The organism is Deltaproteobacteria bacterium, from assembly GCA_009930495.1.
Taxonomy (GTDB): domain Bacteria; phylum Desulfobacterota; class Desulfovibrionia; order Desulfovibrionales; family Desulfomicrobiaceae; genus Desulfomicrobium.
Genome location: RZYB01000009.1, coordinates 20556 through 35726, shown reverse-complemented (window position 1 = coordinate 35726; position 15171 = coordinate 20556). Strand labels below are relative to the sequence as shown.

At 54.5% G+C, this 15171-nt stretch carries 11 protein-coding genes and 1 pseudogene; 3 read left to right on the top strand and 9 right to left on the bottom strand.

The window, feature by feature from the left end:
* On the top strand, window positions 1–612 hold a 612-nt coding region (locus EOL86_02075; GenBank protein ID NCD24370.1), incomplete at its 5' end, for an ABC transporter ATP-binding protein.
* 9 nt (window positions 613–621) lie between these two features.
* Window positions 622–1338, top strand: a complete 717-nt coding sequence (locus EOL86_02070; GenBank protein NCD24369.1) for an ABC transporter ATP-binding protein — start codon at window positions 622–624, stop codon at window positions 1336–1338.
* A gap of 56 nt (window positions 1339–1394) precedes the next feature.
* Here EOL86_02070 and EOL86_02065 read toward each other — a convergent pair whose 3' ends face one another.
* From EOL86_02065 to EOL86_02035, 7 genes are all read right to left on the bottom strand, one after another.
* A complete protein-coding gene (locus tag EOL86_02065; GenBank protein NCD24368.1) occupies window positions 1395–1865 on the bottom strand; it encodes an EVE domain-containing protein in 471 nt (156 codons plus the stop codon).
* A 394-nt stretch (window positions 1866–2259) separates the two neighbouring features.
* The gene (gene vsr / locus EOL86_02060; protein ID NCD24367.1) at window positions 2260–2721 is read right to left on the bottom strand and encodes a DNA mismatch endonuclease Vsr; all 462 of its coding nucleotides are present in this window, start codon (window positions 2719–2721) and stop codon (window positions 2260–2262) included.
* The gene (locus EOL86_02055; protein NCD24366.1) at window positions 2705–3652 is read right to left on the bottom strand and encodes a PD-(D/E)XK motif protein; all 948 of its coding nucleotides are present in this window, start codon (window positions 3650–3652) and stop codon (window positions 2705–2707) included. Before EOL86_02055 ends, vsr begins: the two co-directional genes overlap by 17 nt.
* 37 nt (window positions 3653–3689) lie before the next feature.
* A complete protein-coding gene (locus tag EOL86_02050; protein ID NCD24365.1) occupies window positions 3690–6047 on the bottom strand; it encodes a hypothetical protein in 2358 nt (785 codons plus the stop codon).
* Window positions 6047–8068, bottom strand: a complete 2022-nt coding sequence (locus EOL86_02045; GenBank protein NCD24364.1) for an ATP-binding protein — start codon at window positions 8066–8068, stop codon at window positions 6047–6049. The genes EOL86_02050 and EOL86_02045 overlap by 1 nt, the downstream gene beginning before the upstream one ends.
* Window positions 8056–9591, bottom strand: coding sequence for a DNA (cytosine-5-)-methyltransferase (dcm, locus tag EOL86_02040; GenBank protein ID NCD24363.1), 1536 nt, complete (start codon window positions 9589–9591; stop codon window positions 8056–8058). The genes EOL86_02045 and dcm overlap by 13 nt, the downstream gene beginning before the upstream one ends.
* 272 nt (window positions 9592–9863) lie before the next feature.
* Window positions 9864–10745, bottom strand: a complete 882-nt coding sequence (locus tag EOL86_02035; GenBank protein ID NCD24362.1) for a hypothetical protein — start codon at window positions 10743–10745, stop codon at window positions 9864–9866.
* A gap of 227 nt (window positions 10746–10972) precedes the next feature.
* On the opposite strand from EOL86_02035, the pseudogene EOL86_02030 reads away from it, so the two are divergent.
* A pseudogene (locus tag EOL86_02030) lies at window positions 10973–11098 on the top strand (poly(3-hydroxyalkanoate) granule-associated protein PhaF).
* A 548-nt stretch (window positions 11099–11646) separates the two neighbouring features.
* On the opposite strand, the gene EOL86_02025 reads toward EOL86_02030, so the two are convergent.
* Window positions 11647–12870, bottom strand: coding sequence for a 4Fe-4S dicluster domain-containing protein (locus EOL86_02025; GenBank protein ID NCD24361.1), 1224 nt, complete (start codon window positions 12868–12870; stop codon window positions 11647–11649).
* Window positions 12871–12880: 10 nt separating this feature from the next.
* Complete coding sequence (locus EOL86_02020; GenBank protein ID NCD24360.1) at window positions 12881–15169, bottom strand: FAD-dependent oxidoreductase; 2289 nt, start codon at window positions 15167–15169, stop codon at window positions 12881–12883.
* Between the last annotated feature and the right edge of the window lie 2 nt (window positions 15170–15171).

Here is a 15171-nt window from a genome sequence, read left to right as displayed (position 1 = left end):
AATTACCAGCCCAACACGGGCACGGTTCTCTTCGATGGGCGGAATCTGGTCGGCCTCCCCACCCACGCCATTGTCGAAAGCGGCATCGCGCGCACGTTCCAAACCATCCGCCTCTTCCAGAACATGACCGTGCTGGAAAACGTTCTCGCCGGCTGCCACTGCCGCATGCGCTCCGGGTCCTTGGCCGCCATGTTCCGGACTCCGGCCCAACGCATCGAGGAAGCCGAGGCCCTGCGCCACGCCATGGCGGAGCTGGAATTCGTGGGTCTGAGTCACGAATGGAAAAACAAGGCCAAGAATCTGTCCTACGGCAACCAGCGTTTGCTGGAAATTGCCCGGGCCCTGGCCACCAAACCCAAGTTGATCGTGCTCGACGAACCCGCCGGAGGAATGAACGACCAGGAAACCCAGGACCTGATCCGGCTCATTCACGAAATCCAGGGGCGCGGCATCACCACCTTGCTCATCGAACACGACATGGGCTTGGTCATGCGTGTGTGCTCGTCCTTGGTCGTGTTGGAGCATGGCAGCAAAATCGCCTCCGGGACACCGGCCGAGATCCAGGCCAACCAGCGTGTCATCGAGGCCTACCTGGGCGTCGACTCCGAATAAGGATTGAATATGCTGCTCAAAATCGAAAATTTACGGGTCAATTACGGCAATGTCGAAGCGCTGCATGGCATCAACCTGGAAGTGGACGAGGGGGAAATCGTGACCATCCTTGGCGCCAATGGCGCGGGAAAATCCACGACACTCAACGCGATCAGCGGCTTGGTTCATATTTCCAGTGGAAGCATCCACTATCAGGAGACCGCATTGCACAAGCTTCCAGCCCACGAGATCGTCAAGCTCAAAATCACCCAAAGCCCCGAAGGGCGGCGCGTCTTCACCACCCTGACGGTGGAAGAAAATCTGATGCTGGGCGCGTTCACCTCGACCAATACCGAGCGCATCGCCAAGAGCCGGAAATGGATTTACGAACTTTTTCCCCGCCTGGAGGAGCGCCGCAAGCAACTTTCCGGCACGCTGAGCGGCGGTGAACAGCAGATGCTGGCCATCGGACGGGCACTCATGGCTAATCCGAAAATCCTGCTCCTGGACGAACCCAGCCTGGGCCTGGCCCCGATATTGGTGAAATCCATCTTCGACACCGTGCGGGAAATCAACAAATCCGGTGTAACCGTGATCCTGGTCGAACAAAACGCCAAGGCCGCGCTCAAACTGGCGAACCGGGGTTATGTCATGGAAGTTGGCAATATCGTTCTTTCGGACTCGGCCAGCGCCCTGCTCTCCAACAAACAGGTCCAGGGCGCCTATCTCGGCGGTGGCCATTCCTAGTCCCATCGCGCACGTGGTCCCACACGCGCCGCGCCTGTCCCTGGCGCGGCGCTTTTTTATTTCAGCGCCTGGCGACCCAGATCGCGGACAATTCGAAATTCCGCTTCGGTCACGGGCATGACGGACAACCGCGATCCCCTGCGCAGCAGTTCCATTCCTTCCAAGCCCTTGATCCCGCGCATGGCGCGCAACGAAACCGGCGCGCAGAATTTTTCAACAAAACGCACGTCAACCATGACCCACAATGGTTTGTCCGGAGTCGAACGAGGGTCATAGTGGGCGTCATCGGGATCAAAGGCCGTATGATCGGGGTACGCCTCCCGTTCCACCCTGGCGATCCCGACCACGCCGGGCGCGGTCACGCTGTGATAGAACAACACCAAATCTCCGACGCGCATCTCATCGCGCATGAAATTGCGGGCCTGAAAATTGCGAACCCCGTCCCAGGACGTGGTTTGCTTGGGCAAGGCCGCCAGATCGTCGATGGAAAAGCATCCTGGTTCGGTCTTCATCAGCCAGTATTTCATCGCGGCCTCGTTTTCATTGACCCTGTTCCATTGCAGACATCTGGATGACGACTTCAATACAAATTACAGCATACTTCGTAGTTGGAATGGGTGAAAGGGTTGAGGCGGTCCTTGGTCGCTGGCTGCAAGGTACGCTGCACCTGGATCAAGGCTTTGGCGAGCTTCGTTGTTTCTGATGAGCAATAATTGTGGTCATGCATGATTACTCCTTTATTGGACCGAGAACAAAAAAGAGATCCCAGTCAAAGCGCACAAATTGCTTTAGCTGGGATTTTGATGGGCCACCAAGTAAGTAATATATAATTATAATAATTTGGTTAACAATACTGCAGGCAACTGCACGAATGAATACCAAAATTTTTATTTGATTTTATTAATTACGTGAGAAGTACTTTCACTTCTTGAATTTTTCTATTAATAAATCCAACTGCCTTGCGTCATTGACCTCACATTCCCATATCACCACAACATCCCATCCCATCGCCTTCAGCTGAACGCTTACATCAGCATCACGCGCCTTGTTACGAGAAAGCTTTGCTGCCCACCACTCTGTGCGAGTCTTCGGGATGCGAAAGTTGCTGCATCCTTCGTGGCAATGCCAGAAGCAACCATGAACGAAAACAACAGTGCGGCGGCCGGAAAATACCAAATCCGGATGCCCCGGTAGTCGATTGTCGTGCAGACGGTAACGGAGTCCGGCCGCCCAGAACGCGCGGCGCACTTTCATCTCAGCCTGACTGTCCTTACTCCGAATGCGGGCCATGTTCTCAGATCTTGTCAGCGGTAAACGCTTGGACTTCCGACCTTTTCGTGCGCTGGCTCCTCCTGAGCCGGAATCGTCAGAACCCGCAGCCATGGTTCGCAGCCTTGATGATCTCCTCAACTTCATCCATCCCTAGCGATGGCAAATTTGCAAGGTCAATTGTGTACTTCACCGAGACTACGCCCGTCGGCGGGAAAAAATCGTCTGGAAGTCGGGGAAAGTCATCATCCACGGCGTAGACTTCAGCTCCTCGCAAGAAAAAGCGAAGAAGCTCTCCGGAGTTCCTCACTTCCTCAGACCACCCCATATTGGCTATCTTCGTCATGAATAAGTCCAACGCGGCCGCATCTCCCCGCAGCAGATCAACAACGGCGTCCACCTGAGTTGCCAACGACTCGTCGCCACCAACGCTCTCCTCTAGTAGGATGGAAACAAAGAGCAGGCGACACCCGGAAGAAGTGCGTAACTGATCGAGGCGGGAGATTTCGTGCTCCGGGCGGCTCTTGCGCGTGGTCTTAACCTCAATGTGCAGTTGATCCCCCACAAAATCGTGACGCTCAGAGTCCGGCCCACGCCACTGATCGACGGCCGCTGGCCCTAGCGTCGGAATCATCAGTGAGCGAAGCACCAGCAATTCGCCAAAGAGACCGACTTGGACGATCTTGTCTATGGCTTGCCGAGCTGGTTTCCAGGCTGACTGCCATGCACGGATAGTTGCGGCCACAGCTTTCCATGGTTCGCGAGACTGACGTACGACAGCATCCACAATCTCGCTGCAGAACGGGGTGAAAACCTGTTCGTGTGACGGAGGCGCAGAAAGATCGAGAACCGCCCCTGTGTCCAGGCGGCGGTGCCTCACTTTCAATCCATTAAGATCCGATGGCAGCGCTCCGACAGGGCCATGTTCCACAGGAATCAGCAGGTGAAGCTGCCCGGCATAATCCATCGCCGAAGACAAGCAGGTTTCGTTTCCATCAACAACAATTGGAATGACTGTGAGAGCGTCCTCGCTCTGGGGTCGCATGGGCCGGAGCTGGGACCAATGCGCTGGAGTTAGGCCGTTATCCATTGGACACCATGCTGTTCACAATCCAGGTTGTTCCCGCATCCGAAGTTTGCGGCAAGCTCAATGCCAATGCTATAACCGGCTCCCTGTAAGAAATACCGAGATACTCCGGGTCCAACGGATAGATCAGAAGAAGTCCCTGAGTGGAAGGTCTGGCAGCGCGCATAGCTTCAGCGTCATAAGCACCGCTTTCCCGTTTGTAAGCATCCGATCCCCTGGGCAGATCCACGCCCTCGTGTGCAGGGTCAGTCAGGATGCCAATACTCTCGCTGCTGATGCGTTTACGACGGACGAGGCCGACCTCCCGACCGCCCAATGTTACCGACTTGCCGTCGGCGGGTGACGCCACAAAAACGGACCAGTCCGTCAGTTCGTCGACTGCCGCACGCCCCATGATCCAATCGGCCAGCAGGTCATTGCGGAAGACGACGATGTCTTCGTGGATGTGGTAACCACGCAAGAATGCCGCAATGACTTCCGGTGACACGTCTCGCGCAAGCATTCCGCCATGGCATCTTACCGAGGGAGAGACTTCCTCGATAAAGCGATCTGTGAGGTCGAGATTGATTTGTAGCGTCGCGTGGTCTGACAACGGCAAAAGGACTGTTTGCGGATGTTCACCTGACCACGAATCCTGCTGGGATAATGCTGTTCGGGCTTTGTTACGCGCCGTCAGTAAAAGATCGCTGTGCGATCGCAACCGGATAGCCATCTGATCAGGCCGACGGCCGGCACGAGCCAAGGCGACGATGGAGTCGCGCAGCGTCTGTTCCACCAGAGCCAATTCGGAAAACCAACGGGCAATACCGTCAGTTGTCCATATCCGTATGAGATCCTCGTAGCCGTGACGAAACCCATACCATCGTGCCATCTGAAGCAACGTGTCGCACATTGAGGCGGTTCGCAGAAAATACGAAACAGTCAGCCCCTCCAGTGTTAAACCTCGGGAAAGACGATTACCGCCAACTGCGACAATATGTCTGCCGGGCTTCTCGTCATATTCCAGGTTCTCACCCGTGACGCTGTTGAGTTCCAAGACCAGAAGTTCCCGAAGGACCCCGACAGCAACCTTAAGAACGGCTTCATCTTTGGCCGGGACATTAATACCTGCCTTCATCCCTTCCCATACCGGACCAAAGATCGCTTCAAGATGCTGCCCTTGTCGTTCAGCTTCTCGCCACAGATCCAATTGGTCACGAATGGCGTCGGCGATGCGACTTTGCTCAGCCGTCCGTTGGCTCACATGCACAAGCATTGTGTTGGACTTGCCTGTATGTCCTCGTAAAATCCGCACTCCACCGGCTAAGCAAAACGAAACGAGAGCTTCTGTCAGGGAATTCGGCAAGGTGTCAGATGCCAGTTCCAGGATGATCTCGCTCTTCCTGCGCCTGCGGGCTCCCCGCAGTGCCTTCACATCCTCCTCAGCGACGATCCGAAGGACATCGCGCCCTTGGGCCGAAACGCCGAACAGCTCCTCCGTGCCGGTATACCCCCTAGGCCGAGGCAACTGAATGAGGAAGTCCTTGGGGAACAGATCTTCACCAACATTTCGATCAATAGCTTCCGGGTTGATAAGGATGTTGGCAAACGGAGTTGCCGTGTAGGCGATATAGGCCGCCTTCTTTGTCCGCTTCAAAATCGAGCGGATAAGATCATTGGTTCGGGACGGTGCGAGATTCTCATCATAGTCGTCATCATCGCTCACAGATGCATCAAGCGGCCGATTGCCCTTGGTATTTATGGACGCTTGGTCGGCCTCGTCATCAATGATCAAGACTGGCAGATCATCAAGATCAGACTGTGATGCCTCCAGCCAACGACACAATTTCTGGAGCACTGGGACGTTCTTTTTCACGACAGCAAGAAACGGCCCTGCCAGTTGGAGGATATTTCCGTCCTGTTCCTTGAAGTCCTCTGTTGGCGTCGTTAGCGTAATCCACGCTTGGCAGCTATCGTCAAGTACACAGTTGCTCTGATTGCCGGTCAGCTCCCTTTCAAGGCGGTTCTGAGTCTGATTCCTTAGAGAGTCATGAATGCCAGACAGGACGATCACCATACGGTAACCTGCATCCACGGCACGGGCGGCAACAGCGGTATAGTTTGCCGTTTTACCGCTTTGCACGTAGCCAACGACAAGCCCTCGCCCTTGGAAAGGGGTGATGGATTTTGGATCAGGCAGGTGTTGCAAGACACGAAGCGATTCCGCTGACACCGAATCGACCTGCTGCTGCACCCATTTCGGGTCTGAACGCAGAAGCTCCTCAAGCCGTTTCCAGTATCGCCATGAATCGGCAAGGCGGTCAGTCCACGCTGGCCTATGTTGTAAGACGCCGACAATCTGAACAGCACCCATCAAGAATCTTTTCCTGCCATCAGTTGCTTCTGGGCCTCCATCTCGTCCAACCTACCAAGGAAGGTAGCCAAGTGTACAAGCGCTTGAGGATCTGTCTGGATCTGTCTCACCAGAGCAGACAGGCTCGGATTGAGTTCACTGACCTGGATGTCGACGGAGCCAGTCATTCCCTTCGTCAACTTCCAAACAAACTTATCTGTCTTGACCTCTTTGATGCCAACCTTCGGAAGTGGAGCAGCAGGTGCCACCGTTGTTCCAGAAGATGCTGGCGAAGTTCCAGGCGCTGATCCACTCCCGGTCCTGGGACCACCTGCACTTCCCTGACGGTTTGAGCCCTGAGCCGAAGAAGAGGGTGATGACGCTCCATTAGGTTGACGCGGGCGCCGGTACTTCTTCTGACTGTCTTTGCGGGCTACGCTGGCTAAGATCTTGATTTCAGTCTGAAGCTGCATTGGCAACTGAACGATCTGTTTACTGATGTTGATCTTGAAGGCGTCATCCAACACCTTGTCGAAGTTGACGATCACGCGTGCGAGCTTGGTTTTCTCGTCATTGGTTTCCCACATCTGATGCCAGCCGCCCCACTTGATAAGGCGGTCATGGCGGTAGATGAAGAGTCCCTGAGTTTCGTTTCGTTTACCGTGAAGACCGATCAATTCCAAGGCACGGCGTGCGGCATCTGGGCCTCCATCAGCGTGGTATGCGGCGATTTCGTCCTCTGTAGGAAGAAGATGGGCCTGCACAAGCACCTTACCGTCCTCGTTTTCGGTCGGTATACGGATGGGTTTCGCGTCGTATGGAATCGCCAGTGGGTGGCCCACGGGGTTGTTGGGTTCGACTCGGTTGCCGTTAATAGTGATCGTCACTTTTTTCCGGCCAGCAGCCGTGCCTTCTAGGAAACGATGAAAAACCAGTGCGAGATGGCGTTCCAGTAGCATTATTTCGGACGAGTAGGGATCGAGGCCTCGCGCTGCCGGCTTAGTCTGCGGAGGGCGCATATCCTCCCAGAGCACGACTGTTCCATGATTTCCGAGAGCCGTCGCCTCCTGCTCCCATGGCTCCAATGTGTCTGACTTGGCTATCCACCCGTCCATGTCATCGACATCCCATGTGAGATGATTTGCCTGCGCGCCATCGCATTTGGTCACAACAGTGAATACCTTGGCCTGTGACCAGGATGCCCCTTTCAGACCGTAACCGTACTTGCCTAGGCTATTGCCCTCGTAATCGGAATTGCTTCCAATTCGCATCGCCTCAGCCAGTTTGACTTTGTCCATACCGCAGCCATTGTCGGCGATACTCATCCACCGACCATGGCCGCCGTCAGGTCGACCGAATGTGATGGTAATTTCGGTGGCGTCTGCACTGATGGCGTTGTCCAACAAGTCTGCAACAGCCGAGGGCATTGTGTGCCCCACAGCCGCCAGGATTTGCACAAGACGTGCAGGATTGGGGGCAAGTTCAACCCCGTTCTGGCGCACCTTTTCAAAGGCAGGAATCTCAGCCGATTCCCTCTGAGATGCCACGAAAAGATCAGGCCGAGCTTTGCTCAGAGTACGCCAAGTCCGCGCCCCCTCTTCGTCATGAAGAGCGATCATTGCCGACTTTGCCAATCGGCTGCTTTCTCCGTCAGCGAGTATCGCCTTTGTCACCGCATGATCTGCGGAAAACACCGCCCATGAGCCTACGGCCGGGGTTGAGCCCGCCTCGATCTCCATGGCAAATAAGCAGCCGGGGGAGACGAAGTGGTAACACTTATCAGTCGGACAATTGCCCTCAAGGCGCCAATTCTTCTCCTGCCGCTTCAACCACTGGCGCGTCCTGCTGACACCATCATCGGTGTCGTACCGCAGATCCATTTCGATGAGATCGGAATCCTTGGCCGCAGGGAATACGCGGTCCACCACATCCCAATCAAAGTTGATAGCGCGCTGCTTTGAACCTTCCTTTCCCTGCCGGCGATACTCGTGGAACATTCCAAGTTCGCTGTGGGTGAGAATTCTTAGTATCAGGAAACGCATTTTACCTCGCAATTCCTTCCCGTAGTTGTAACTAAGGTCTTTTTTTGCAAACCAAGCAGATCCGTACGCATGTCGGGTATCGTCTGACAACCGATCATCGACCGCATAGCCATCGCGATGGCGTAGGCAACAAGTGGTGGCACGGCATTGCCAATCTGTTTGAAAGCAGGATTCATGCTTCCGCGAAGAACGAATCCGTCAGGAAATGATTGCAATCGAGCAGCTTCCCGTACCGAAATGGTTCTGGCCTGCTCACTGTCAAAATGAATATGACTGTATGAGTCCTTGCCAAGATGTGCCAGGAGTGTACGTACCGGCTTGTTCCGAAAAAGTTTCCACCACTTGTTTGGGAACTTACCGGGATCGTACGGAAGAGTCCATGCCTTGATGAGTTCCTGCATCTGTGCAGTTTCGGTTCCTTTGCCTTTCCCCGACTTCCAATGCTTGTTGAGCAGTTGCTGTCGCTTCTCTTCTACAAATCGCCAGACCTCGGGATATTGCCAACCTTCATCCATCAGACTGAAGATCTTGTAATCGCGCGGAAGGTAGCGGATCACATGTCCCGTGGTGTGATCATTGGTGCCGAAATTCGGCCACTGCCGCATCAAGCGCGACCACGCTGTTGTAGGTTTGTCCGACGTGTACTCCACGGGCTCGCCAGGGTCTTTTCTACCGCGAGCGATCTGACCATTGTCCAATAAGTCAAGGGCGAAAATTGGAGGAAGATCCGCAAGCGCCTCGCCTGCAGTGGTTGTCGGCGGCAGACTATCTTCAACAATAGGATCATTGATCCAACAGTGACTGTGTTCAGACTGCAAGCCCTGCATCGCGCTTTGCGGAATCAGTTTCCGCGCAGAGGCTCTGGTGCCCCCGTAACCAGATGGCAGCACCGCGAAGTGGGTCGGCGACGGGAAGACAACGTCCTGGTCGAGGTCTCTATGCACCCCGATTAGAAACATACGTTCACGAGTTTGCGGAACTCCAAACCAAGAAGCGTTGAGCAATGTGTAGCGAACAACGTATCCCTCATTCTGGAGGTGCTCAGCCACGGTCTCGGCGACATTCTTACCCCCGTGATTCAGGATGTCCGGCACGTTCTCCATCAGCAGTGCCAGAGGCTTGGTCTCACGGACGTAATGTAGGTATCGCTGCCACAGATTCACGCGACCATCCACCAAAAAAGCTATATCAGCGTCATCCTCCTTCCGCCGATATGCCTCGGCACGCAGCTTGGCACGCCCGACGCGGGCAAAGGCTTGGCATGGCGGGCCACCAACAAGCACATCCACCTGCTCATCTACCGCACCGTTGATGCCAAGATCACTAAAGATCGACGCCGGGTCCTCCTTCGTGATGTCGCGAGCCTTGAAATGAGCCATCCGATTTATCCCATGACTGACACTCGCAAAGTTAGCTCCGTGAGATTCTGCGGCCAGAGGGTCGAGTTCAACCGATGCGATCAGTTCAAATCCGGCGGTAGCAAAGCCGAGAGAAATCCCACCGCAACCTGCAAAAAGATCCATGAACCTCGGCGGACTGCCGGCCTTAATCCTGGCAATCTTTTTTCGAATTACCTTAGACATGGACATCGATAACAATCCCCATCCACAGGTGTCGCGCCATAGCAAATGTGGGCAGCCGAAGGAAGCCGCCAAGACTGGATCTGCTCACAATGTATCGGTCTAGGAAAATTGAACACGTTTTGAGATAAATCATGAGGCCTTAGTCGTGACATTTAGAGGGTGGTTTGAACATCAGCCCAAGATTTCCCATACAGACATCAGGCTAACATACTTCAGAAACTGGTTAATTCATAGAAATTCTCGCTAGCGGTTCGAATGGATATACCCTTACACCCGCTCATCTCCTTGTCTAAGGTTACAGGAACATGGGTCCGGTGGCTATCCTTGGAAATATCCCGTTCTTGCAACTCCAAACCATTGTTATAGGCCACGTGGCGCGGCCAAAATGCTAAATTTATGAAATTACCATTCGACTCCTTATCAATACGGGAAAGGCTGTCTTCATCCGGGCACACAACTGTAAAAGTAATCGAAGCCTGATAAAATGCGTAGGTTTTGAGTTCAAAAAGGGAATCATCTACATCTTCAGCAACATTCCATTTTTGTCGTAACTCAAACAACGGCTTGTTGCCCTGCTCACGAAACTCCCATGGCCGACCTGTTTCAACAAGAGTATCCCCGTGTCCCATCGTAATTGCGGCCTTATACCCTCTTGTATCGAGAGGGCTGTACTGCTTGATTATCTCCGTTGCAGTAGAGATATCACTTCGAACAGTCCATATACTTGCCATATTCGGAGAAATAAAAGAGTTGTCAATCATAACCTGCAACCCCTTATCTTCCCATGAGTTACCTGTTATAGCGTATTCAATTTCAAGACTTGAAGAATGGTCGGTGGCATGCAAAAATGGGACAGGAACTGTCAATGTGAATGTCCGAGACATATTCGGAGCAATTAAAACATATTCATTCTCCGAGGAAGGCGACGCACTCTCTGTTTCCACGATATCTTCACGTATCGGAGTCTCGGATTCCACAACCTGTGTATCAGCATCCTGAGAAGCCTGCGTGGTCTCTTCGGGTTCTGACGAGCATCCAAACAATACCTGCACTACGACAACAAGAACAAGAACGAAATTCCGAGAAAACCGCATGGCAATCCTCCATGTTCAAAAATTAGACAAAAAATCCCAACGCAATCAATTCCGGTGTCTTTATCCACGCGCATAACCTAGACGCGTCACTGCTGCCAAGCCCATGGTTGGGAACCAACACCTCGATTCTGCCCTAATCCGAACGTTATCCTACGCACCCCAATGAAAAAAGGCTCCCCCGTTTCCGGAGAAGCCCTTGATATCGATCCTCGACTGGATTCTACCAGTTGGAATCAGCAAACGGATCCTGGGATCCACCGGAGAAACCAAAATCGGAACCAGCGGCGGCTTCAGCCGGCGCGCCAACGGCCTCGGCGGCCGGGGCCGCGCCAGCAGCAGCCACGCCCGCCACGCCCGCGACAACCACGCCGGTCTTTTTCACTTCCTCGACTTCCTTGAGCAGGGCTTCAAGCTTGCCCGTGAACTCAACAATGCGGGCTTCGGTGGTAACGAACAAAGACTCGGCCTCGCCCTTCTTCTGGCCTTCGTATTCCTTGACCTTGGCGGACAGGGCGGCAATTTCGGCGTCCTTGGCGGACAAAGCCTTGTTCAACTCGTCGATCTGGGCGGCCTTGGCATTGATCTGCCCCTTGTAGTCGGCCAGCTTGGCGAAAACGTCATCAATCTCGGCCTTGGCCTTGATCGGCATGGGGGCGACGGAGACAGACTGGCCCAATTCAACAACCTGTCCCTTGGACATCTTCGTCAATTCGGGATGCTGCTCGTAAATCCAGGCTTTGGCCAGGGCGGCCGCGAACGGGGTGGAGTCGGCATCCAAGTCTTTCTGGGTCATGTAGGTCAACAATTCTTCAACGGAACTGCCACCTTCGCCCTTCAGATAGGCCACAAACGTATCCATCGGAAAAATCTTGCGAGCTTCAGACATGATGTCCTCCTTAAATTAAATAACAAAGATTTTGTCGTCTTCGATGAGCTTTTCGCCAATGGGCAAACGTCCAACGTACCGGGCGTAGATGAGCGCCGTTGTCCGGTACACCAAGTGGCCCAACTTGGACCAGGGCAGATACGCGATCAGCATGAAAATGCTAACCAGATGCAGGTAATAGGTAAAAAACGCCACGGGAGCCACGCCGGCCAGGCGAAATACTTCCGAACCGATGCCGGTCAAGGTCACGGCCCAAATCACGCCTAGCAAATACCAATCATAATAGCTGGAAACGGTTTTTTTGGTGTTGGCGTTCAAGCGTCTGCGCGTCAGCAGGGTCAGGCCGGTCACCAGCAACACCGCGCCGACATTGGCCAGAATCTTGACGGGATGCCACAAGGGCATCGGCGTATGACCGATGGGTCCCAACAAATGAATGACCTTGCCACCCCAATGGGCCACGGCCACGATGGAAGTCACGATGAAGCAGGCCACGAATCCATAAAACAGAATCTGGTGCCCCTTGACGCGCTCGCCATCTTCCGGGCTGTCCACGCAATTCTTGAAGCGGTTATGCTGCAGGATGTCGTACTTCACCGTGTCGATGATGGCGTCCTTCAAGGACGGCTTCTTGTAGCCGATGACAAAAGTTTGGGAGACATTGGCCTTGAAGCCTTCGACCATGTTCTTGACCCCAAGCCCGAAGCAAATGGCCACGAAAATGGCCACCAGGCCAAACAAGGGATCGATCGTGAAATCGCCGGGAAACAAATTGCCGTAGACAATCCGTCCATCCTCTTCCACCGGGAAAAAGCCGACGAAAGCAGCTCTGATCATCCAAATAATGGCAAAGATAGCGGCCGGAATCCCAGCCAGGATCGGGAGATGCTTGGGAGAGCTCATCCATTTGCCGATGATGGAAGGCGGAACAAGTCTGCGGTAGGTCATGTTGCGCAGCGCGGCGAGCAAATCACCAGGCTTGGCGCCTCGTGGGCACAGCTCCGAGCATGTCCCGCAATTATGACACAGCCAGATATCAATATCATTAAGCAGCTTGTCCTTCAGCCCCCATTGCGCCCAAATCATTTCCTTCCTTGGGTAGGGATTCTCGGCGGGAGACATCGGACACGCTACGGAACACGTCGCGCACTGATAGCATTTTTTTAGATCAACGCCACCAACCTCCTGGAGTTCTTTAACGAACTGAAGATCTGGCTCAATCTTTGTAGTTTTGGACATAGCGCTCCTCCTAGTATCCCTTGAACGGATTGGGGCCAAGCTTGACGATATCATCAACGAATTTATCAATCATTCCCGGAACGATATCATACTCATCGATGGCAACCTGGTACTGCTGGACACGTTCCGTCTCGATGCCGAGCTTGCCCAGCGTTTCACCCACGTTCGCCATTCTGCGATTGCATAATTCCGAACCCTTCATGAAGTGGCATTGGTAATCCTCGCCATACTTGCACCCCAAAAGCAGGCAGCCGTCCGTACCCTTGGACATGGCATCGGCAATCCAGATTGTATTCACGGAGCCAAGGCAACGCACCGGGATGATGCGGACATACGGACTCCACGTCTTCCCGCGCAGGGCGGCCATGTCCAGTGCCGGATAGGCATCGTTCTCGCAGGCCAGAATCAGGATACGCGGCCCGCCAACGGCCATGTCATCGGGCACTTCGACCTGCTTGATCATGGAACCGATCTGATCGACATTGTAGTTGTCAAAGGAGATAACACGTTCCGGGCAGGCGCCCATGCATGTTCCACAGCGACGACAGCGAGACGTGTTCGGCATTGGATTGCCCTTTTCGTCCTCGTCCAGGGCGCCAAACGGACACTCTTCCGTGCAACGCTTGCACTGGGTGCAGCGAACCAGATTGAATTTGGGGAAGGAACGATCGCCAGAGCGGGGATGAACGGCCATGCCCCGATTGGCCGATTCCAAGCACTGCACGGCCTTCAAAGCCGCGCCAGCGGCATCCACCGCCGCCGTGGCCAGGGTCATGGGCTGACGGACCGTGCCCGCGGCATAAATACCGGTGCGGCGGGTTTCATAGGGAAAGCAGATGTAATTGGAATCCGCGTACCCGCTGAAAAGATCCAAATCGGGCATGGCCGGTCCCTGACGGTACTGGAGCTTGAGGATCGGATCCAGGGCCGTGGACGGGACCATGGCCGTGGGCAGGACGAGCATGTCCACTTCGACCTCGACTTTGGAGCCCAACAGGGTGTCCTCGAGAACGACAACAATGTCGCCATCGCCGCCATCGCGGATATCGCTGATGACACCCTTGGTCATCATCACGCTCGGATCGTTTTGCGCTGCCTTGTAGTAGAGCTCGTTGATCCCGGGCACCATCATATGCTCGTAAACAACCATGGCCACGCCATTGGGGTTGAATTCCCGGACATAATTAGCCTGCTTCAGGGCGGTCAAGGAGGTCAACTCGGAGCTGTACAGCAGGTGTTTGTATGTATCCTGCTTGACGAAGTTGGTTTTGGGAGAGTCATCCTTCTCCTTGACCTCGGCGGCAACGGCAGCGGCGGCCCGGGCCTCTTGCTCCTTGACCTCGAAAGGCTGAAGCTTATCGCCGAATCCAAGTAAAAACATGACCTTGGTCGGGGTTGATCCATCGGACTTGCGCGCGATGGAGCCAGACTTGGCCATCTGTTCAAACTCGCGCGACGTGACGACGTTCTTCAATTTCCCATATCCGAAAGGCTTCAGATAGGCCGTGTCCTGGGGCACCCAACCCGTGGCGATGACCACGGAGCCGATTTCCACCACTTTTTCCGAACCAGCGACATCAATGGTCACCGTGTACCGACCAGGCGCGCCGGCGATGCTCGCGATCTGGCTGGATAAAAGAACCTCGATGTTCTCGCGGGACTGCACATCCGCGATCTTTTTCTCGATCCCGGTCTCGTGGGCCGCGTCGTAGGGATAATTGAAGGGGATGGTCTTATACATGACCGCAGCGGCACCGCCAAGCGCCTCGCCTTTCTCGACCACGACGACCTCATATCCAAGAGTCGCGGCATCCAGGGCCGCGCTCAGACCGGTCCAGCCACCACCGATGACCAGCACACGCTTGACCGCGTCAACCGCGCCGTCTTCGGGGACATTGGACTTCTGCAGTTTCACGATGCCCATGTTTACATAATCATTGGCCATCTTGTGCAAAAGTTCCGGGGTATGTCCGGGTGTGGGGGTCTGTCCGCTGGGGTCGTGATAACAGAGCACGCACAACTCGCGCAAATTGACCCGATCAAGCTGAACACCCGTGAACTGGTAACAATCCCACTCCACGCGCGGCGATGAACCGCACACGCACACGGCATCGATAAGGCCGGCGTCAATGTCGGCCTGAATCAAGGCATGTCCTTCGGGCGTGGCCAGTCGGGGATGCACCTTGACCACGGGACACACTGCGTCCCATTTTTTCCGAATGCCCTCGCAGAGCTTCTGGATATCCAAAAGTCCGCCGAGACTCGCTTCATCAAAATATACGCCAATTTTTTCGGCCATGT

What these genes read in the sequence shown, in the direction of transcription:
- EOL86_02070 (NCD24369.1), top strand. Translation starts at nt 622, where the DNA reads ATGCTGCTCAAAATCGAAAATTTACGGGTCAATTACGGCAATGTCGAA.
- EOL86_02065 (NCD24368.1), bottom strand. Translation starts at nt 1,865, where the DNA reads ATGAAATACTGGCTGATGAAGACCGAACCAGGATGCTTTTCCATCGAC.
- vsr (NCD24367.1), bottom strand. Translation starts at nt 2,721, where the DNA reads ATGGCTGCGGGTTCTGACGATTCCGGCTCAGGAGGAGCCAGCGCACGA.
- EOL86_02055 (NCD24366.1), bottom strand. Translation starts at nt 3,652, where the DNA reads ATGCGACCCCAGAGCGAGGACGCTCTCACAGTCATTCCAATTGTTGTT.
- EOL86_02050 (NCD24365.1), bottom strand. Translation starts at nt 6,047, where the DNA reads ATGGGTGCTGTTCAGATTGTCGGCGTCTTACAACATAGGCCAGCGTGG.
- EOL86_02045 (NCD24364.1), bottom strand. Translation starts at nt 8,068, where the DNA reads ATGCGTTTCCTGATACTAAGAATTCTCACCCACAGCGAACTTGGAATG.
- dcm (NCD24363.1), bottom strand. Translation starts at nt 9,591, where the DNA reads ATGGATCTTTTTGCAGGTTGCGGTGGGATTTCTCTCGGCTTTGCTACC.
- EOL86_02035 (NCD24362.1), bottom strand. Translation starts at nt 10,745, where the DNA reads ATGCGGTTTTCTCGGAATTTCGTTCTTGTTCTTGTTGTCGTAGTGCAG.
- EOL86_02025 (NCD24361.1), bottom strand. Translation starts at nt 12,870, where the DNA reads ATGTCCAAAACTACAAAGATTGAGCCAGATCTTCAGTTCGTTAAAGAA.
- EOL86_02020 (NCD24360.1), bottom strand. Translation starts at nt 15,169, where the DNA reads ATGGCCGAAAAAATTGGCGTATATTTTGATGAAGCGAGTCTCGGCGGA.